The sequence below is a fragment of the Streptomyces sp. NPDC002935 genome (assembly GCF_040611295.1).
Classification (GTDB): Bacteria; Actinomycetota; Actinomycetes; order Streptomycetales; family Streptomycetaceae; genus Streptomyces.
In genome coordinates, this window is record NZ_JBEXNW010000010.1 from 72,652 (window position 1) to 92,207 (window position 19,556).

19 protein-coding genes are annotated in these 19,556 nt (G+C 71.1%); 10 read left to right on the forward strand and 9 right to left on the reverse strand.

Features of this window, described 5'->3' with window-relative positions; translation table 11 throughout:
- Positions 1-291: 291 nt before the first annotated feature.
- Entirely contained in the window at positions 292-1,998 is a 1,707-nt protein-coding gene (locus ABZX90_RS15680; protein ID WP_355205175.1) for a DUF3152 domain-containing protein, read from the reverse strand.
- Positions 1,999-2,006: 8 nt separating this feature from the next.
- Complete coding sequence (locus ABZX90_RS15685; RefSeq protein WP_351128862.1) at positions 2,007-2,996, reverse strand: alpha/beta hydrolase; 990 nt, start codon at positions 2,994-2,996, stop codon at positions 2,007-2,009.
- A gap of 159 nt (positions 2,997-3,155) precedes the next feature.
- Here ABZX90_RS15685 and ABZX90_RS15690 point away from each other — a divergent pair, with 159 nt between their 5' ends.
- From ABZX90_RS15690 to ABZX90_RS15705, 4 genes are all read left to right on the forward strand, one after another.
- Positions 3,156-3,374, forward strand: a complete 219-nt coding sequence (locus ABZX90_RS15690) for a hypothetical protein (RefSeq protein WP_351128860.1) — start codon at positions 3,156-3,158, stop codon at positions 3,372-3,374.
- Between the two features lie 187 nt (positions 3,375-3,561).
- Positions 3,562-4,203, forward strand: a complete 642-nt coding sequence (locus ABZX90_RS15695) for a TetR/AcrR family transcriptional regulator (RefSeq protein WP_351128857.1) — start codon at positions 3,562-3,564, stop codon at positions 4,201-4,203.
- 178 nt (positions 4,204-4,381) lie between these two features.
- Complete coding sequence (locus ABZX90_RS15700; protein WP_095852722.1) at positions 4,382-4,609, forward strand: DUF3107 domain-containing protein; 228 nt, start codon at positions 4,382-4,384, stop codon at positions 4,607-4,609.
- 192 nt (positions 4,610-4,801) lie between these two features.
- Positions 4,802-5,071, forward strand: coding sequence for a hypothetical protein (locus ABZX90_RS15705; RefSeq protein ID WP_351128856.1), 270 nt, complete (start codon positions 4,802-4,804; stop codon positions 5,069-5,071).
- A gap of 138 nt (positions 5,072-5,209) precedes the next feature.
- Here the strand turns inward: ABZX90_RS15705 and ABZX90_RS15710 are convergent, their stop codons facing one another.
- Positions 5,210-5,971 (reverse strand): ferritin-like fold-containing protein, encoded by a 762-nt coding sequence (locus tag ABZX90_RS15710; RefSeq protein WP_355205180.1) that lies wholly within the window; start codon positions 5,969-5,971, stop codon positions 5,210-5,212.
- Positions 5,972-6,442: 471 nt separating this feature from the next.
- On the opposite strand from ABZX90_RS15710, the gene ABZX90_RS15715 reads away from it, so the two are divergent.
- Together ABZX90_RS15715 and ABZX90_RS15720 are read left to right on the forward strand one after the other, a co-directional pair.
- Complete coding sequence (locus tag ABZX90_RS15715; RefSeq protein WP_355205183.1) at positions 6,443-8,731, forward strand: DEAD/DEAH box helicase; 2,289 nt, start codon at positions 6,443-6,445, stop codon at positions 8,729-8,731.
- Between the two features lie 255 nt (positions 8,732-8,986).
- On the forward strand, positions 8,987-9,856 hold the full coding sequence (locus tag ABZX90_RS15720) for an alpha/beta hydrolase (RefSeq protein ID WP_351128849.1): 870 nt from the start codon (positions 8,987-8,989) through the stop codon (positions 9,854-9,856).
- Positions 9,857-9,922: 66 nt separating this feature from the next.
- Here ABZX90_RS15720 and ABZX90_RS15725 read toward each other — a convergent pair whose 3' ends face one another.
- A complete protein-coding gene (locus tag ABZX90_RS15725; RefSeq protein ID WP_351128846.1) occupies positions 9,923-10,819 on the reverse strand; it encodes an NYN domain-containing protein in 897 nt (298 codons plus the stop codon).
- A gap of 224 nt (positions 10,820-11,043) precedes the next feature.
- On the opposite strand from ABZX90_RS15725, the gene ABZX90_RS15730 reads away from it, so the two are divergent.
- The gene (locus ABZX90_RS15730; RefSeq protein WP_007384531.1) at positions 11,044-11,196 is read left to right on the forward strand and encodes a hypothetical protein; all 153 of its coding nucleotides are present in this window, start codon (positions 11,044-11,046) and stop codon (positions 11,194-11,196) included.
- A 116-nt stretch (positions 11,197-11,312) separates the two neighbouring features.
- On the opposite strand, the gene ABZX90_RS15735 is transcribed toward ABZX90_RS15730, so the two are convergent.
- From ABZX90_RS15735 to ABZX90_RS15745, 3 genes are all read right to left on the reverse strand, one after another.
- Positions 11,313-11,918: a MarC family protein gene (locus ABZX90_RS15735; protein WP_351128843.1), complete on the reverse strand. Its 606-nt coding sequence runs from the start codon at positions 11,916-11,918 to the stop codon at positions 11,313-11,315.
- Between the two features lie 609 nt (positions 11,919-12,527).
- Complete coding sequence (locus ABZX90_RS15740) at positions 12,528-13,385, reverse strand: PHP domain-containing protein (protein WP_355205188.1); 858 nt, start codon at positions 13,383-13,385, stop codon at positions 12,528-12,530.
- A 288-nt stretch (positions 13,386-13,673) separates the two neighbouring features.
- Complete coding sequence (locus ABZX90_RS15745) at positions 13,674-14,315, reverse strand: DUF6758 family protein (RefSeq protein WP_351128839.1); 642 nt, start codon at positions 14,313-14,315, stop codon at positions 13,674-13,676.
- A gap of 163 nt (positions 14,316-14,478) precedes the next feature.
- Here ABZX90_RS15745 and ABZX90_RS15750 point away from each other — a divergent pair, with 163 nt between their 5' ends.
- Complete coding sequence (locus ABZX90_RS15750; RefSeq protein WP_351128836.1) at positions 14,479-15,732, forward strand: MFS transporter; 1,254 nt, start codon at positions 14,479-14,481, stop codon at positions 15,730-15,732.
- A 56-nt stretch (positions 15,733-15,788) separates the two neighbouring features.
- On the opposite strand, the gene ABZX90_RS15755 is transcribed toward ABZX90_RS15750, so the two are convergent.
- On the reverse strand, positions 15,789-16,373 hold the full coding sequence (locus ABZX90_RS15755; RefSeq protein ID WP_351128834.1) for a suppressor of fused domain protein: 585 nt from the start codon (positions 16,371-16,373) through the stop codon (positions 15,789-15,791).
- 617 nt (positions 16,374-16,990) lie between these two features.
- On the opposite strand from ABZX90_RS15755, the gene ABZX90_RS15760 reads away from it, so the two are divergent.
- Positions 16,991-18,103 (forward strand): magnesium and cobalt transport protein CorA, encoded by a 1,113-nt coding sequence (locus ABZX90_RS15760; RefSeq protein WP_355205192.1) that lies wholly within the window; start codon positions 16,991-16,993, stop codon positions 18,101-18,103.
- Positions 18,104-18,127: 24 nt separating this feature from the next.
- Positions 18,128-18,670: a hypothetical protein gene (locus ABZX90_RS15765; protein ID WP_351128829.1), complete on the forward strand. Its 543-nt coding sequence runs from the start codon at positions 18,128-18,130 to the stop codon at positions 18,668-18,670.
- An 89-nt stretch (positions 18,671-18,759) separates the two neighbouring features.
- Here ABZX90_RS15765 and ABZX90_RS15770 read toward each other — a convergent pair whose 3' ends face one another.
- A complete protein-coding gene (locus ABZX90_RS15770; protein ID WP_351128827.1) occupies positions 18,760-19,518 on the reverse strand; it encodes a hypothetical protein in 759 nt (252 codons plus the stop codon).
- Positions 19,519-19,556: the final 38 nt, after the last annotated feature.

Genomic DNA, 19,556 nt, shown 5'->3' on the forward strand with positions numbered 1-19,556 from the left:
TAACTTTCCCGCGCAGGCCGCGTTTCGTCGCGCTACGGGATCAAGCAGTCACGTTTCGCCAGGTTCGGGCCCTGGATCGGGTCACGCCGGGGACAGCTCCTTGTCGACGCCGAGGTCGCTCGCTTCGACCGGAGGGGGCGCGGAAGAGGGCCGCTGTCCGGGCCGAGGAAGAGTCGCTCACGCCGGCACCACCCGTCGGTCGGCCACCGCGTGGAGCACGTCCGCGACGGCGTTGGCGACGACCACGAACAAGCCGCTCGGCGCATGCCGACGTGGCCCCGGCACGGTCCGTCAACTCCCGGGATAGGCCCAGGGGTTGGGCCTGCAGTGGATTCCGTCGTGGTCGAGGAACTTGGTCTGCTGTTGCATGACCGGGGCGAGTTCGCCGTCCTTGTCACAGGTGACGTGCCCGAATCCGAGGCGGTGGCCGATCTCGTGGTTGATCAGCATCTGCCGGTAGGCGTGGATCTTGTCACCGAAGCCGTAGGTCGTGGAGCCCTGGGCCCAGCGGTACGCGTTGATCATGACGCGCTCGGTGGACGCCGAGTCGCACGACACGTTGTCCTCCGTGGTGTCGAGGCCCGACTTGGCGCACCACTCGGCGGTGGTGCCGGGGCTCGCCAGCGTGATGACGAAGTCCGGTTTCCCGGAGTAGATCCGCTCGAAGGTGCGGGCGCCGCCGTGGGCCCAACTCCGGTCGTCGTTCAGGGTCTTCTGCACGGCCTCGGCGAAGAGCGCGCCGTCGAGACCGAGCCCCTGTTCGATGTCGACGCGGTAGGTGTACTTCTGTCCCTTGCCCGGCGCCTTGGCGACTCCGGGCACCGCGTCGAACTTCCCCGACCCCTTGAGTTTCGCGCCGAGCGCGTAGGTCTTGGCCATCTTCTGGTCGTACGAGAGGGCCGCCGCGGCCACGTGCGGCGCCCCCGACTGGGTCGGCCGGTCGTCACCGCGCGAGGCGGAGTCCTGGGTCGCCCGGCCGGCGGCGTCGTCCGCCGACTGGGTCCGCGCGCCGGCGTCGTGCTGTCCCGAGGCGACCTGTCCGGCCACGACGACGGCCAGCACCGTGGTGACGGCGGCCGCCGCGATCCCGGTGAACGCCCACCCCTTGCGCGCCCTGCCCTCCGCCGACTCGTCGGTCTCCGGCAGCGGCCGCTCACCGGTCCCGGTGGATTCGGCGTTCCAGTCGGTGACGGAGCCGTAGGGGTCGGCGGCACGGGGGCCGGTCGTCCGCCCCGGGACGCCGCCGCGAGGGGCGAACAGGTCGCCACCGTCCTCGGCGTCCAGGTCGAAGGCGTCGACGTACGACTGCCGGGGGGCCGGTACGGGCTCCTGACGCTGCCGGGGCACCCGCGGCCCGGGAGGCGCGCCCCGAGGGGCCCCGCCGGCCCCGGGCTCCCCCCAGCCACCGCCGGCCTCACGCTGCTCGGGATGCCCACCGCGCACCTGCGGCATGCCGTGGGCGGGGGGCCCGTCGGGAAGACGCGGCACGCCGTGCGCCGGAGTCCCGTCGGGAAGACGCGGCACCCCGCGTGCCGGAGTCCCGTCGAAAAAACGCGGCACCCCGTGTGCCGGGGTGCCGTCGTCGTAGCGCGGGACCCCGTGGGCCGGAGTCCCGTCCGCGAATCGCGGCACCCCGCGCGCGGGAGTGCCCTCCACCGTCCGCGGAAATCCATGTGCGGGAGTGCCGTCGGAAAAACGCGGTACACCCTGTGCCGGGCTGGTGCCGTCCTCGAAACGCGGCACCCCGCGCGCGGGTGTCCCGTCCGCCGTTCGAGGAAATCCGTGCGCGGGGGTCGCTTCGTCGAAACGCGGTGCGCCTCGCTGCGGGGTCCCGCCCGCGGGCGGGTAGGGACCCAGGGGGCCGGGCGGCCGTGTCGCCGCGCGGCGGACGTGATCCGGGCTCGGCGCCGGAGCGGGTGCCGCCTCCGCCGCCGGAACCGCTCGCGTCCGCGAGGTGTCCGCCTTGTCGGCCCGTCCCCGACGACTGTGTCGTCCCACTTCCCGCCTCAGCTCTCCGCGCCGATTGCCGCCGAGGAGGTCAACTCTCCCAGGTCCGCCAGGAGTTCACGGAAGGCGGTGGCCACCGTCTCGGGATACTCCATCATGGCGACGTGCCCCGCGTCCGGCAGGGACAACAGCCGGGAGTCGCGGAAGGCACGGGCCGCGCGCTGGGCCATACGGTAGCCGACAAGTTGGTCCCGACCGCCGTACACGAGGAGCGTCGGGGCGAGTACTCGCTCGGCCTGACGCCACAGCCCGTGCTGGCCGCCCAGCGTGTACGCGTTCACAACTCCGCGCGCGGAGCGTGCCATGGCGTCCCAGAAATAGGGGAGGGCGAGCCGTCGCTCCATCTCCTCGACCGCGTCGCGGAACCCCTCGGGCGTCACGATGCCGGGATCGCCGTAACAGAGGGCGAGCACCCCCCGTACGCGCTGCTCGGCGCTCCATTCCTTGGTGAGCCTGGTGAACAGCCCCGCCACCCCGGGCAGCGCGAGCAGCGCGGTCGGCCACGCGGTGCGCTGCGCGCGGATCTCGGGCAGCGCGGGCGAGACCAGCGTGAGCGTCCGGACGAGATCCGGCCGGACCGCCGCGACGCGCGTCGTGACGGCTCCGCCGAGGGAATTGCCGAAAAGGTGTACGGGTCCGCGTCCGGACGCGTCGAGATAGCGGATGACCGCGCGCGCGTGTCCGGTGACCGAGTAGTCGCCGTCGTCCGGCGGCGGCGAGTCGCCGAAGCCCGGCAGATCTAGAGCCTCGCTGTCCACGAGCCCGTCGAGCAGCTGCATCAGCGCCGACCAGTTCTGCGAGGAACCGCCCAGGCCGTGCACGTACAGCGCGGACGGCAGTCCCTCCCGCGTCGGCGGTCTCGACCGGATCGTCAGCGTGATGCCGGGCAGCCCGACCGATCGCAGCCGCTCCCCCTCCGCGACCCTGACGGCACCGACCCTCGGCGTGACGGTGGTGGCCAACGCGGGCGGGAATTCGGTCGAAGACATGCCGCAATGTTACGAGACGATCACGCGGGGGCTCATGTGTTCGCCGTCACAGATCGCGAGCGGATCGCATAGCGTCCGGATCGGGTGTCTCCTAGGCTTCGAACGAGGGCACTCGTACGCACATCAGGAGCGCACTCGTACCGTTCGGGAAGAGGAACCATGACAGTCGACCCGACAGACCCCGGGACGTTCGATGACCAGTTCCGGGAAATCCTCGGCTCGGAGACCCCGGAGGCCGACGCCGCCGAGCAGTCCGCCGAGCTGGATCCCGCGGACGATGTCGACCCGGAACCCCCGGGCGACCCCCTCAACGCCGATGAGGCGGATCTCGCCGAGCAGGCCCGGGTCGTCCAGCTGAACGAGGACGACTATCGGTGACGCGACACCGCTGATCAGGGCCGTCGGGGCGGCCGGGTGCCCAGCTCGTCCCCTTCGGCACACTGTGCGCCGCCGTCGTCGGCGTCCGGTCCGTGAAATTCTGCGCTCGCACCGCACACAGCACGGTTACCGAAAAGTACGATGGCGGCGCGGCGCACACCGCACGTGGACAATTTTGGGAGGCGGCGTGACAGCCATCGAGCAGACAGAGGCAGCACGCCCGCGGGGCACTCGCCTGCCGCGCCGTGCCCGACGCAACCAGCTCCTCGGCGCCGCCCAGGAAGTTTTTGTTGCGCAGGGGTATCACTCGGCCGCCATGGACGACATCGCCGAGCGCGCGGGCGTCAGCAAGCCGGTTCTCTACCAGCACTTCCCGGGCAAGCTCGATCTGTACCTCGCTCTGCTGGACCAGCACTGCGCGTCGCTGCTCCTGGCGGTGCGGGCGGCGCTCGCGTCGACCACGGACAACAGCCTGCGCGTCCGCGCCACGATGGACGCCTATTTCGCGTACGTCGAGGACGACGGGGGTGCCTTCCGGCTGGTCTTCGAGTCGGACCTGACCAATGAGCCGGCGGTGCGCGAGCGCGTCGACAAGGTGACTCACGAGTGCGCCGAGGCGATCTGCGACGTCATCGCGGAGGACACCGGTCTCTCCCGTGAGGAGTCGATGCTCCTCGCCTCGGGTCTCGGCGGTCTGGCCCAGGTGGTGGCCCGTTCCTGGCTGCACAGCGACCGCAGTGTCCCGCGCGACCAGGCGGTGCAGCTGCTGACCTCGCTCGCCTGGCGGGGCATCGCCGGCTTCCCGCTGCACGGCACCGATCACCACTGACACGAGCGACACGGAGGAAGCGGCCGGGGAGCACATCCCCCGGCCGCTTCTTTGTTCCCGTCGGCTGTTCGCTCCTGGCGTTCCCGGGCGGAGCGTGCACCTCCCCTCACCGGGCTAATGTGTGCTGCGTACGGCGCGTACGAACGCGCACATGACTGACCGTCGGAGGGACAAAGCCGTGGAGGTCAAGATCGGCGTGCAGCACGCGCCCCGCGAGATCGTTCTGGAGAGCGGTCAGACCCCGGAAGAGGTCGAGCGCGCGGTGTCCGAGGCGCTGTCCGGCAAGTCGCAGCTGCTGAGCCTCGTGGACGACCACGGCCGCAAGGTCCTGGTTCCGGCCGACCGCCTGGCGTACGTGGAGCTCGGCGAGCCCACGCAGCGCAAGGTCGGATTCAGCGCTCTGTAGAGAGCACAGAGCGACGCAGTGGTACGGGAAGGGCCCGGTGACGATGTCACCGGGCCCTTCCCGTACCACCGGGCACCCAGCGCGTCCACAGATGGAGCACATGACGAGCACACAGGAGGATTGCGTTCCGCACGTCAGGGGTAGGACCGGCTACGACCGATTTGCACCGGCCGTGCGGGAGGGACCCTCACCATGTTCTTGGAAGTGCTCGGCTCAGCGCTGGTCGGTCTCGCGCTGGCGTGGGCGGCGGCGTATCGCCTGCCCCACCGGTTGCCGGCCCGCAGCCTGGTCCTGTCGACCGGCGTGGCGGGAGCCCTGTTCGGCGCCTTCCTGACGCACACGGCACTGGGCTCCGGCCACTTCCTGGTCATCCTTCTCGGCGCGGTGGCCGTCTCCGCGGCGCTGCTGTCTCTGCTGCTCCGCCCGGAGGAGCGCTTTCGACGCCGCTCGGCAACGGCGTAAACCGTTCCGCAGACCCCGCTCCCGCGACCGCGAACCGCGCGGATAGGGCCTGTCCGGCGGATCAAGTCGGAGGAAACCCGCGGCGTCCCTGGGCACTTGTCCTGAACCACGCCCGAGGGACCGCCCGCGGGGCGGGTTCTAGGCGGCGAGGCCCAGTGCGGCCATTCGCTTGGTGTGGGCCTCGGTGATCCGGGAGAACATCCGGCCGACCTCCGCGAGATCGAACCCGTCCGCGACGCCGCCCACGAGCATCGTCGACAGGGCGTCACGGTCGGCGACCACGCGCTGTGACTGGGACAGGGCCTCGCCCATCAGCCGTCGCGCCCACAGCGCGAGCCGGCCCCCCACCCGCGGGTCGGCGTCGATCGCGGCGCGCACCTTCTCGATGGCGAAGCCGGCGTGACCGGTGTCGTCGAGGACGCCGAGGACAAGGCCACGGGTGTCCGAGTCGAGGCGGGCCGCGACCTCGCGGTAGAAGTCACTGGCGATCGAGTCGCCGACGTACGCCTTGACGAGACCTTCGAGCCAGTCCGAGGGAGCCGTCTGCTTGTGGAAGCCGTCGAGCGCGGCGACGAAGGGCTCCATCGCCTGCGTCGGCTCCGCGCCGACCGCGGCGAGCCGGTCCCGCAGCTGCTCGAAGTGGTGGAACTCGGCCGACGCCATCTTCGCCAGTTCCGCCTTGTCGCTGAGCGTGGGCGCCAGCTTGGCGTCCTCCGCGAGACGCTCGAACGCGGCGAGCTCGCCGTACGCGAGCGCCCCGAGCAGGTCCACTACCGCGGCGCGGTACTGCGGGTCGGCCGAGGCCGTGTCCCAGTTCTGCGCGGCGACTCCGGTGGCTGCGGGAGCGGTGTCGGCGGGGGCCTCGGCGGGCTTCTCAGCGGCGTTGTCAGGCGTCGTCATGAAGCGCACAATAGCCCGCTCACCGTACGAGGGAAGTCCCTGCTCAACCTGTGTGACGACGACTACGTGACCAAATCGGCCATCGCATGTGCGCGATTCCGGGGTATGGTGGTAATGCGCCCGGCGAGTATTCGACGGGCCGCACGAATGAGGATGCCCGGTCGGTGGCCCGATCGGCTCCGACCCGACAGCCCTCCCCGTCGGTACGGCACATTGCGTACGGCATCCGGAGGGAACCCTCAGCGGCACGAGAGCTCGAGCGTCGGCAGTGGTCCCATGCCACTCGGCCCGCCCGTCAAGAGCGGCCGACGTCCCCGGCACGGTCCCGACACGACCCCCGCGCTCGCCTCGTACCGCGCACACAGAAGAGGCAGCACCCTGACTACGACTTTCCGAGACCTCGGAATCCTTGCTGAGACCGCCGAAGCCCTTGAGGCCGTCGGCATCATCAACCCCTTCCCCATCCAGGAGATGACGCTCCCCGTTGCCCTCTCCGGCAGCGACGTCATCGGCCAGGCCAAGACCGGCACCGGCAAGACGCTGGGCTTCGGCCTTCCGCTCCTCGAGCGCGTCACCGTCCCCGCGGACGTCGAGGCGGGCCGGGCCAAGCCCGAGCAGCTGACCGACGCCCCGCAGGCCCTCGTCGTCGTCCCGACGCGCGAGCTGTGCACCCAGGTGACGAACGACCTGCTGACCGCGGGCAAGGTGCGCAACGTACGCGTTCTCGCCATCTACGGCGGCCGTGCGTACGAGCCCCAGGTGGAGGCGCTGAAGAAGGGCGTCGACGTCATCGTCGGCACCCCGGGCCGTCTGCTGGACCTCGCGGGCCAGAAGAAGCTCAACCTCACGCACATCAAGGCGCTCGTCCTCGACGAGGCCGACGAGATGCTCGACCTGGGCTTCCTGCCCGACGTCGAGAAGATCATGAACATGCTGCCGGCCCGCCGTCAGACGATGCTGTTCTCGGCGACCATGCCGGGCGCGGTCATCGGTCTCGCGCGCCGCTACATGTCGCAGCCCACGCACATCCGCGCCTCCGAGCCGGACGACTCGGGCGCGACGGTCGCGAACACGAAGCAGTTCGTGTACCGCGCTCACAACATGGACAAGCCGGAGATGGTCTCCCGGATACTGCAGGCCGACGGCCGCGGTCTCGCGATGGTCTTCTGTCGCACCAAGCGGACGGCGGCCGACCTCGCCGACCAGCTCCAGCAGCGCGGTTTCGCGTCCGGCGCGGTCCACGGCGACCTCGGCCAGGGCGCCCGCGAGCAGGCGCTGCGCGCCTTCCGCAACGGCAAGGTCGACGTGCTGGTCTGCACCGACGTCGCCGCCCGCGGTATCGACGTCGAGGGTGTCACCCACGTCATCAACTACCAGTCCCCCGAGGACGAGAAGACGTACCTGCACCGCATCGGCCGCACCGGCCGCGCGGGTGCCAAGGGCATCGCGATCACCCTCGTCGACTGGGACGACATCCCGCGCTGGCAGCTGATCAACAAGGCGCTGGACCTCGGTTTCCCGGACCCGCCGGAGACGTACTCGACCTCCCCGCACTTCTTCGAGGAGCTGAGCATCCCGGCCGGCACCAAGGGTGTCCTGCCGCGTTCCGAGCGCACCCGCGCCGGGCTCGCGGCCGAAGAGGTCGAGGACCTGGGCGAGACCGGTGGCCGTGGCGGTCCGCGTGGCCGTGATGGCCGTACGGCGGCGCCGTCGTCCACCGAGCGCGAGCGCGAGCGTGAGCGCACGCCGCGCGCACCGCGCCAGCGCCGTCGTACCCGCAACGGTGCGCAGCCGGACGAGACGTCCGCGTCCCCGGTCACGTCCACCGAGGCCACGGAGTCTCCCGCGTCCGTCGAGGCCACCGAGCCCCGCACGCCGCGCCGCCGTCGGCGTACGCGTGGTGGAGCGGGCTCCGAGCCGGTGGCCGCCGCTGCCGTGGCCGCCCCGGTGGCCGAGGCCGCGCAGACCGCCGTGGCGACGGCCGAGGGCGTCGCCGACGAGCCGGCCAAGTCGCGCCGTCGTCGGACCCGGAAGACCGTCGAGACCGCTGTCGAGACGGCGGAGGCGACGGTGACCGCGGCCGAGGCCGTGGTCGAGAGCGTCGCCGCCGAGGTCGTCACCGAGGCTCCGGCCAAGCCGGCCCGCCGTCGGACCCGCAAGGCCGTCGAGGCGGCGCCCGCCGCCGAGGTCACCGAGGCTCCGGCCGAGCCCGTGCGGCGCCGGACCCGTAAGGCCGCGGAGGCCGTCCTCGACACCGTTGAGGCTGTTGAGGCCGCCGCGACCGAGGTCGCCGAGACCAAGCCACGGCGCACGCGGGCCAAGGCCGCCAGCACCGTCACGGACACGACCGAGGTCGCCGAGGCGACGGAGGCCAAGCCCGTACGACGCCGGACGCGCAAGGCCGTCGCCGAAGCCGACATCCCGGCCCAGGCCGCCGAGGAGGGCGAGGCCAAGCCCGCCGCCCGCCGACGCACCCGCAAGGCCGCGGAGGCCGTCCTCGACACCGTTGAGGCTGTTGAGGCCGCCGCGACCGAGGTCGCCGAGACCAAGCCGCGGCGCACGCGGGCCAAGGCCGCCAGCACCGTCACGGACACCGCCGAGGTCGCCGAGGCGACGGAGGCCAAGCCCGTACGACGCCGGACGCGCAAGGCCGTCGCCGAAGCCGACATCCCGGCCCAGGCCGCCGAGGAGGGCGAGGCCAAGCCCGCCGCCCGCCGACGCACCCGCAAGGCTGTCGCCACGGAGCCCGCGGAGAGCTGATCTCCAACCCGATGGCCCGGTCCCACTCCGGTGGGGCCGGGCCATCGGCGTTGGCCGGGCGGCGTCTCCCCGGGACACGCCCTGCCGACGGCGCCGCAGGAGGACACCGGGGCGGGGGCGGGTTCGGCGACGAGGCTCCCGGCGGCACGCCCGCAGGGCGGTCCGTACGCCGAGTTCCGCCCGCTTCCGCCGGGGCCGGCCCCGACCGCCACACCCGCCGAGCGGCCGTCTCCCCCGCCCGATAGCCTCCTCCGCATGAGCAGGCCCTACACGTTCGTTCCGCCCGCCGGTGTCCGCGCCTACCGTCTGTCGACCTCGCGCGGCGAGTTCGCCGTGCTCGACGCAGCGCCGGACGGACCACACCGGGGAACCGCGCTCCTCCTGCCGGGGTTCACCGGGAGCAAGGAAGACTTCATCGCGCTGCACGCGCCCTTGGCCGCGGCGGGGTATCGGACGGTGGCCGTGGACGGGCGCGGACAGTACGAGACCGAGGGGCCGCAGGACGACGAAACGGCCTACGCACAGGCCGAGTTGGCGCGGGACGTGCTCGCGCAGGCCGCCGCGGTCGGCACCCCGGTGCACCTGGTGGGGCACTCGCTCGGCGGCCAGATCTCCCGTGCCGCGGTGCTCGCCGACCCGTCGCCGTTCGTCTCGCTGACGCTCATCGCCTCCGGCCCCGCCCAGATCTCCACGGCCCAGCAGCAGCGCGTCAAGCTGTTGCGGGACGCGTTGGCCGTGATGAGCATGGCCGAGGTGTGGGAGGCGATCCGGGCGATGGAACCGCCCGAGGAGACCGACACGGGCGGGCTGGACGCGGGACTGGACGATCTCGGCGACCTGCGCCGCCGCTGGCTCCGCAACAGTCCCGCCCAGCTCATCGCCACGGGCCGCCAGCTCTGCGTCGAACCCGACCGCGTCACCGAACTGGCCGCCGTGCCCCTCCCGAAGCACGTGATATCCGGCGAGCGCGACGACACCTGGCCGGTATCCCTGCTCGACAGGATGGCCGAACAACTGGACGCCCACCGCACGGTCGTCGAGGGGGCGGAGCACTCCCCGAACGCCGACCAGCCCCTGGAGACCGCCCGCGCCCTGGCCGGCTTCTGGGACGGCACGGCCCGCTAGTACGGCTGGTGCTGCCAGGACGGCTGGTGCTGCTGATGCTGCCGGCCTGCCGGCCTGCCGGTACCGCTAGTACTGCGCCTGCAAGTGCTCCCAGAAGCCGTCCCGCAGTGAGCGGCGCAGGTCCGACTGTCCGCGCAGGGAGTACTGGAGCAGCCCCTCGGCCTCGACCAGCAGGTCCTGGTCGACCGAGCCGGGGAGGTAGGGGTGCCCGGGCAGCAGCTCCACCAGGGATTCCCGGCCCCGCGCGGCCAGCCACTTCGCGGCGATCTGGGCGCCCACGAAACGCACGTCCTCCCGTGTGGGCCGGGCCGCGGCCGTCGGGTCGTACGACTGGGCGGTCCGCCGGGCCACATACGGCTTGAAGAAATCGAGGTCGAACGTGCGCTGGCTGTCGACCTCCCAGAGGAGCGGCTCGGCCTGGTTGCGGCCCTCGGGCGCCTCGATGCCCCAGAGGTGCACCCGGGCCCCGTAGCCCTGCGCCGCCTCGACCGCGGAGACGAGGTCCTCGTCGCCGCCGAGCAGCGCCGCGTCGCTGATGGCACGGTGCCGGGCGAGGGACTCCAGGTCCGACCTGATGAGTGAATCGACGCCCTTTTGCTGGTTGTTGGCGTTCAGGTTGCCCAACCGGACCTTCACGTCCGGGAGTTCGGCGATCGACTGCTGCTCCGCGGTGTGGATGCGGCGTCGGGCACCGTCGTACCAGTAGACGCGCAGCAGCCTGCTGTCCGCGAAGATCGTGCGGGCCCGGTCGATGAGCGCCTCGATGAGGCCCTCGGCGTCCAGGTCGAACGAACGGCGGTCCTCGGTGCCGGCGACAAGCCGTCCCGCGGCCGCGTACAGATAGCCGGCGTCGACGAAGATCGCGTGGGTGGAGGGAGTCTTCGCGACCTCGGCGAGCATGCGCTGCAGCAGCTCGTTCGTGCGGTCGATGCGGGCGGCGAGGGCCGCGTGGTCGTCGTTCATCGATTCCATTGTCCCGGCGGTCACGCTGCGAACACAACCGGCGTCGTTCAGTCTCCGCCAACCTGCTTACCCGTCAGTAATTAGGTTCTCGAAAAATTTCCTTAGCGTAGGGAATGTTTGTAACACGCATCCCGTTGGCTACCTACGGAGGGCAAGACACCGATGACTCGCTCTCCGCACAAGTAGTTCTCCTCAGGAGGATGACCAGACGAAGGGAGAAGCCCATGCGCTTCGAAATCATGCGACTCGACGATGTCGACGGCACGCCCGTGGACAGCACTGTCGTAGACGCCGCCTCCGTCAACCGGATCGTTCAGCAGGCCGCCGCCATCGGGCAGCGACTGTGGATCCGCCCGGCCGACACGTCCGCTTCGTAATACGAGGACCCGCCTCGTAGCGCCCAGGGGCGTTCCAGGACGCGGACACATCTCAGACTTCAGAGCCCCGTACGGCATGGACGCCGTACGGGGCTCTGCGTGTCCGGACGGGGCCGTCAGCCGCCGTGGATCACCTGCGTGACGCCGTTGATGATCTGCTGCACGGCGATGGCGGAGAGCATCATGCCCGCGAGCCGGGTCACCAGCACCACGCCGCCGTCCTTGATGACGCGGATGATCAGCAGCGAGTAGCGCATCACGACCCACAGCACGACATGGATCGCGAGGATGGCGGTCCACAACGAGACCTGTGTGGCGACGGTGTCGGCCTTCTGCACGGCGAGGATCACGGACACGATCGCGCCGGGCCCGGCGAGCAGCGGCATGCCGAGGGGTACGAGGGCGACGTTGACGTCCTTGGTCTGCTTCGGCTCGTCGGTCTTGCCGGTCAGCAGGTCGAGGGCGATGAGCAGGAGCAGCAGTCCGCCCGCGATCATCAGCGCGGGCACGGAGACGTGCAGGTAGTCCAGGATCTGGTGCCCGAGCAGCCCGAAGACGGTGATGACGCCACCGGCGACGCAGACCGCCTGGAAGGCCATCCGCCGCTGCACCCTGGCGGGGCGGCCGGCGGTGAGCGCCAGGAAGATCGGGGTGATCCCGGGGGGATCCATGATGACGAAGAGCGTGAGGAACAGGGAGCCGAAGACGGCGACGTCGAACATGGTGAAGGGAAGCCTTGCGAGGTGGTGAGAGAGGGTGGGCGGGTCTTCCGGCCACCGCTGTGGGCAGTCGTTCCGCGGGGCGGAACAGGGAGGCGCGACCGGCTGTGCCGGGCGCCTGGGGACGGGCCGGTGAACACGGTTCCGGCCGAGCGCGGGGCGGGACGTACGCCCCCGGGTGAGCACGTGCCGGTCCGTACGGCCGACCGGCCACGGCCCGGATCGCGCGCCCCGGCCGTACACGGCCCGGCGCATGACCCCGGCCGGGCGCGGCCAGGACGTCCGACCCGACCTGGCGCCGACGTGGTCCGCGCGCCGCCCCCGCCCGGCGGGTGGGGGCCTTACGGCAGCGACCTGGCTCGTACGGGGCTCATGGCGCGAACTCGTCGAGTACGAGCCTGAGTCATGGGGCCTGACGACACGGCCCCGTCGGATACGGCCTGACGGCATGGAGCCCGCCGACATGGAGCCTTACGACACAGAGCCCTACGACACGGAGCCTTACGACACGGAGCCTTACGACACGGACTCGGCCCGTACGGGCCTCATGGCGCCGACCCGTCGGCACAAGCCTGACGGAACCGAACCGACCCGGCGTCGAACGTCCGGGTCTCAGGCTCCGCCGGCTCCCGGTACCGGGAACGCCCCGGTGGCGCGGCGGGTGATCTCCCCGTAGACCTCGGGGTCGGTCGTGAACTCCCCGAGCACGCAGGTCTTGCGGCTGCCGTGGTAGTCGGACGAGCCCGTGGCCAGCAGCCCCAGATCGGAGGCCAGACCGCGCAGCCGCGCGCGGGTGGCCGGCTCGTGGTCCATGTGATCGACCTCGATGCCGTCGAGTCCGGCGGCGGCGAGCTCCGCGATCGCCGACTCCGGCACGGTGCGACCCCGCTTGGCGGCGGCCGGGTGCGCGAAGACGGTGACGCCCCCGGCCCCCTTGACCAGCCGGATCGCCTCGAAGGGGTCGGTCTCGTGCTTGGGGACGTAGGCGCGGCCGCCGTCGGCGAGCCACTCCTCGGTGAAGGCGTCGGAGACGCTGTCGACGACGCCCAGTTCGACCAACGCGGAGGCGACGTGCGGGCGGCCGACCGATCCGTCGCCCGCGATGCGCGCCACCTGCTCCCAGGTGATCGGCACGCCGAGTTCCCGGAGCCTGGCGATCATGCTCTGGGCGCGCGGCACCCGGTCGTCCCGGACCAGTTCGCGCTCGGCGAGCAGTGCGGGCTCCTCGGGGTCGAAGAGGTAGGCCAGCATGTGCATGCTGATGCCGTCGATCCGGCAGGAGAGTTCGGCGCCGGTGACGAGGGTGAGTCCCTCGGGCAGTGCGGCGATCGCCTCGGCGTACCCGCGGGTGGTGTCGTGGTCGGTCAGCGCGACGACGTCCAGACCGGCGGTGGCAGCGTTGCGCACCAGCTCGGCCGGGGTGTCAGTACCGTCGGAGGCGGTGGAGTGGGCGTGCAGATCGATGCGCACTACGCGGACTCCAGGCGGTGACGGAGCGGACGGGGACGCTCAAGGATAACGGGAATCCGGGACCCCGATGTCACACCCGCACCACCCGAGCACCCCCTACCGACACCGGCCGGACCCGACCCCCGCCGAGCCCCGCACACGCCACGACCGGCACGGCCTACGGGCTCCACGGGCTCCACGGGCTCCACGGGCTCCACGGGCTCCAGGATGCGCGGCTCTACGGCTCTACGGCCCCACGGCCCCACGGCCCCACGGCCCCACGGCCCCACGGCCCCAGGATGCGCGGCCCTACGGCTCCAGGATGCGCGGCGACAGTGCGCCGCACGGCAGCAGGTCCACCTCGGCGCCCGCGTCACGCAGATCCGTCAGGACCAGCTCGTCGTACATCAGCAGCCCGGTCTGTTCGGGCCAGACGACGGCCCACAGCCACACCCCGTGCGCCTCCCCCGCGAAAACGGCGCGGTCGTCGGGAGAGCTGGAGACATGCCAGAGCGGGGTGGGCCGGCCCGCCGCGAGGACCTTGGCCTGAGGCGGTTTCTCGACGCTCATGTACGGACCGGGATCGGGCCCGTCGATGCCCGCGTACCGAGCACCGAGGCCGACGCCGAGTTCCTCGGCGACCAGGATCAGCTCACCCATGCCGCCCAATGGCCCGGGCCCCGAGCAGGCGATGGCGGTGGCCCTGCCGCCACTGCGGTCGTCCCCCGCGAACGCCGCACCGGTGAACAGCCAGCCGACCGGGAGCGGCCACGGCATCCACACCGGTACCCGGGCGCGGTGCACGACCACACCGAGGGCCTCGACGCTGGGCGGGATCACGGGCTGCAGCGGATGCACCGTGCCGTGCACATCGCACTGCCAGGAGTCGGCAAAGAGGCCGGGAGCCCTGACCCGGCCACCACACTTCGGGCAACTGGGTTCGCCCCTCATAGGGCCCAACGGTCCTCCCCGTCCTTCGCCGCGTCAAGGACGATCACCCGTCCGCCGTGTGCCTGTCACGCCAAAAACTACATGCGCCTTGCATTAATTAGCCCATCTAACTTATTGTGTGCATATGCCAACGATCCAGTGGGTGCACAGTGAGGGAGCGGGCATGATCAGCAGCACGGAAGCCCCCGCGGAGGGGGACACGTTCGACGCGGGCGCGGGCGGCATCCTGCGGCAGCCGAGGGCCGTCTGGGCGACTGCCGGGGCGTCCGTCGTCGCCTTCATGGGCATCGGGCTCGTCGACCCGATCCTGCCGTCCATCGCCAAGGGGCTCGACGCCACGCCCAGCCAGGTGTCGCTGCTCTTCACCTCGTACTTCCTGATCACCGCCATCGCGATGCTGGTGACCGGCTTCGTCTCCAGCCGCATCGGCGGCAAGAAGACCCTGCTGCTCGGTCTCGCGCTCGTCGTGGTCTTCGCCGGACTCGCCGGCACCTCGGGATCCGTCGGCGAACTCGTCGGCTTCCGGGCCGGCTGGGGTCTCGGCAACGCGCTCTTCGTCTCCACCGCCCTCGCCGTCATCGTCGGCGCCGCGGCCGGCGGCAGCGCGGCGGCGATCCTGCTGTACGAGTCCGCGCTGGGCCTCGGTATGGCCTGCGGCCCCCTGCTGGGAGCCCTGCTCGGTGACGCCAGTTGGCGCTACCCGTTCTTCGGCACCGCGTTCCTGATGGCGGTCGGCTTTCTGTGCGTCACGGCGTTCCTGAAGGAGCAGCCGAAGCCCGCGCGCAAGACCTCGCTGCTCGACCCGCTGCGCGCCCTCGGGCACGGCGGCCTCGCCTCCGCCGCGACGTCGGCGTTCTTCTACAACTACACGTTCTTCACCGTGCTGGCCTTCACCCCGTTCGTGCTGAACATGACGCCGTACAGGTCGGGCGCGGTGTTCTTCTGCTGGGGTGTGCTGCTCGCGGTCTTCTCGGTGATCGTCGCGCCGCGCGCGCAGGCGCGGTTCGGCTCGCTCAAGGTGCTGGGCGGCTCCCTGGTGCTGCTCGCCGCCGACGTGCTCGCCCTCGGGTACGGCGACCACACCACCGCCGTCGTCTGCACGATCCTGTCCGGCGCCTTCATCGGCGTGAACAACACCGTCTACACGGAGCTGGCCCTCGGGGTCTCCGACGCCCCGCGCCCCGTGGCGAGCGCCGGCTACAACTTCGTTCGCTGGTTCGCGGCCGCCGCGGCGCCGTACTTCGCGCCGAAGATCGAGGAGTGGAGCAACATCCGCGTCCCGTTCGTGGTGGCCGCGGTCACCGCTCTGCTGGGCGCGGCGGTGGTCTTCGTACGGCGCGAGGCACTCACGTCCGAGGCCGAGGAACTGGAGCCGGCCCACGCCACCGAGGACAGCGTCACCGTCTTCGCCAACTGACCTGCCGGAAGTGGAAACTGACGTCCTGTCGGGTGCGACGACGCGGCGGGGCCAGGTCAGTCGAGCGGAACGGATTTGCGCAGTGGATCCCGCAGGTCCGTTCCGCCGTTCAGCCAGCGCTCCTGTAGGGCGGCGGCGCCGTGCACGCGCTTCCAGGCGGCCTCGTTGGGCGTCATGGGGAGCAGCGGCAGGAAACGTACGGGATCGGCGGGCTCGTCCAGTTCCAGGTCCTCCACCAGACCGCCGGCCTCCGCGACCAGAACGGAGGTGAACGGAGCGCCGGGCCACAGGGGTTCGCCCACGTCGAGCGAGGCGCCGGGGGCCACGACCAGACCCTCGACCTGGGGAGAGGCAGCGAGCACGGCCAGCGGCCTGAGGACCTTGTCGGTGTCGGCGCCGCCCGGGCGGACCGAGAGGATCAACTCGGCGCGCGGGCCCTTCACCGGGTCGGCGAGCACGGCGGTGGGGTCCGCCATCGGCTGGGCGGACATGCCGAGCGTGGCGTAGCGGACGATGTCGCCCTCGGTGAAGCGCACCACCTCGATGCGGTCGGTGCCCAGGAAGGTGACCGCGGCCCGCGCGTCGGGTTCGCCCAGCGCGGAGCGCAAACGGGCCTCGACCAGAGGAAGAACATCAGCCATGGGCCGAGCATAGGCCGCGTCAACTGTGCGGCGCCGCACCGGACCCCTGGTCAACAACGCGCAAAGCGGGGACTTGACGTATCGGTGCGCTGATAGTCTTGGCCGCTGGTCGGAGCAGCGCACAGTGGAGGCACCACCCAGGCCCGCTTGGCGCTGGGGGAGTTGCTCCCGGGCTCCGACGCACTGAGACTGATCTGACTCCCCTTCGGAGGGAGACAGACTCCCCTTCGGGGGATGGATCGTCCCTCATGGGGGACCGACCGGAGGAGGTGGGGCTGCAATGGACCGAAGTCGACCGTGCAGTACCACCCGCTCTTCCGGTCGCTGAGTTCGTAGCTGGTTCCGCTGGTTTTTCAGCCCTGCCGGCTGCCGCCTCCCGCAAACGTGTGCATACGTGTCAGCGTTGCCCGGTGCATCACGGAAGAGCGCTTCGTTTCCGCCTGATCTGTCCGATCTGAACCCCTGATCTGTCCGATCTGAATCAGTAGCGAAGCTGCCACCGCGACGGTGCGGTGCTCCCCGCTTTGTGGACGTGCCAAACATCCGCAGTCAGGACGTCCCCATTCCGGGTAGTTCCAACCGTCGCAGGCCGCCGCCGTTGCGAGAAGGAGCCTGCCATGTCGATGATCCGTGACCTGCGCGCCGCAGTCCGCCCCCGCCCCTCGCTGCGCAAGGAAAGTGGCTCGTACGACACCACCCGTGACCCCGGCACCCCGTCGGCCGTGGTCGACTGCGCCGTCTACCGCGACGGCGCCCGTGTCCAGACGCGCACGCCGCTCACGCCGCACGAGGCGATGCGCCAGGTGCGCCGCGACGGCGGCTTCGTGTGGATCGGCCTGCACGAGCCCACCGAGGACGAATTCGCCGGTATCGCCGGGGAGTTCGGGCTACACCCGCTGGCCGTCGAGGACGCCGTCCAGGCCCACCAGCGCCCCAAGCTGGAGCGCTACGACGACTCCCTGTTCACCGTCTTCAAGACCATCCACTACGTCGAGCACGACCGGCTGACGGCGACCAGCGAGATCGTCGAGACCGGCGAGGTCATGTGCTTCACCGGACGGGACTTCTTCATCACCGTCCGGCACGGCGGGCAGGGCTCGCTGCGCGCGCTGCGGCACCGGCTGCAGGACGACCCCGAGCTGCTCGCCAAGGGCCCGTCGGCGGTGCTGCACGCGATCGCCGACCATGTCGTCGACGGCTACATCGCGGTCGCGGACGCCGTGCAGGACGACATCGACGAGGTCGAGACCGAGGTGTTCTCGCCGGGCCGCAAGGGCACCCCGCGCGGCACGGACGCCGGGCAGATCTACCAGCTCAAGCGCGAGGTGCTGGAGTTCAAGCGGGCGGTCTCTCCGCTACTGCGTCCCATGCAGCTGCTGAGCGAGCGCCCGATGCGGCTGATCGACCCCGACATCCAGAAGTACTTCCGCGATGTCGCCGACCACCTCGCGCGCGTGCAGGAGCAGGTCCTCGGCTTCGACGAACTGCTCAACTCGATCCTCCAGGCCAACCTCGCGCAGGCCTCCGTGGCGCAGAACGAGGACATGCGCAAGATCACTTCGTGGGCCGCGATCATCGCCGTACCGACGATGGTCTGTGGTGTGTACGGCATGAACTTCGAGCACATGCCCGAGCTGCACTGGCGCTACGGCTACCCCGTGGTCATGGGCGTCACCGTCGGGCTCTGTCTCTCGATCCACCGCATCCTGAAGCGCAACGGCTGGCTGTAGAGCGGGCTGGATAGTCTTGGCCCCATGACGCAAGAGCTGCTCGACCAGGCCCTCGTCGAGGAGGCCACCAAGAAGTCCGGGCTGATCTGGGTGCGGGGCGCCGGCGCGCCGGCGCTCCCCGGTCCGGATCACGAGGTGCCCACTCAGGCGCTGTGGCACGTGTGGCACGACGGCGCGGCCTGCGTGGTCGGCGACGGGCCCGGCGAGCAGCCGCTGCCGGGGCTGATCGACGGGGGCTTCGCGGTGGTCACCGTGCGCAGCAAGGACAAGGGCGGACGGCTCGTCTCCTGGTCCGCCGCGGTCGTGGAGCTCGCCGAGAACACCCCCGCGTGGGAAGCCGCCGTCGGCGAACTCAAGGGCAAGCGGCTGAACGCCCACGACGGTGAGGCCATGCCGGAGCGCTGGGCGCGCGAGTGCCGGGTGCTGCGCCTCGAACCGACGGGCGCGACCGCCGAGCTGCCCGAGGGTTCGCTCGCCGAGCGGCCGCTGCCGACCGCGGCGACCACCCGCCGGCCGATTCCGGCGGCGCTGCCCCGCCTGCTGATGAAGAGGCGCAAGCGCCGCTAGGACAGGTCCTGAAGCGTGTCGTCGGGATCGTGGCGCGGACGCGGTGTTCGGCCGCCGCGGATCACACCGGCGGGCCACGGGCCGCCGAGTTACGACGTGGGCAGCTGCTGCCCGTAGTCGACCGTCTCCTTCTTGGACGGCTCCTTCAGGGGGAAGTCCTTGCCCCAGTCGGTCAGCCGCAGGGTGCCGGCGTTGCCCGCGCGCGACAGGAGCAGCGGGTACGGGGTTCCCTGCAGGGAGACGTCCAGGGTGCCGCCCGAGCCCTTGTCGCCGGTGATGCGGATGGTGCGGACGCCGGACTGCTCGTGGTGGCCGTCCGTGGCGAGGGCGCCGTGCAGGCTGAGCAGCCCCTCCAGCAGGACGTCCTTGTCGGTGAAGCCGCTGAAGCGCTTGTACGCGGGGTCGCCGGTCGGCACCTTCACGTACATGCCCTCCAGCTTGTCCGCCGCCGCGGTGTCCGCCGCCTTGCCGCCGCTCTTGGCATCCTGATGGGCCCAGAACCCGGCGTCGGCCTTCAGGAAGAGGTGCTCACCGACCCTCAGCAGCCGGAAGCCGGCTCCCTTCGAGGTGACGGAGCCGGTGCCGCCGTCGGACTTGAGGCGCATGTCGAGGGTGTACGTGGTCCCGTTGGAGACGACGGTCCCGGAGAGCCGTACGGTCTTAGCGGCCTCGGCCGCCTTCTTCGTCTTCGCCTGGATGGTGGCGGCGGGCAGCTTGCCGACCCCGTTCGTGCCCGCGTCCGGGTCCTCGCTGCCGCACCCCGTCAGTCCCGTCCCTGTCACGGCCAGTGCGCACATCGCGGTCACAACCACGGCCCTGCGGGTACGGCCCTGGGGAATTGCAGTCACAGGTGGGGCTGCCTTTCGTGCGCGGTCCTCAACGGCGT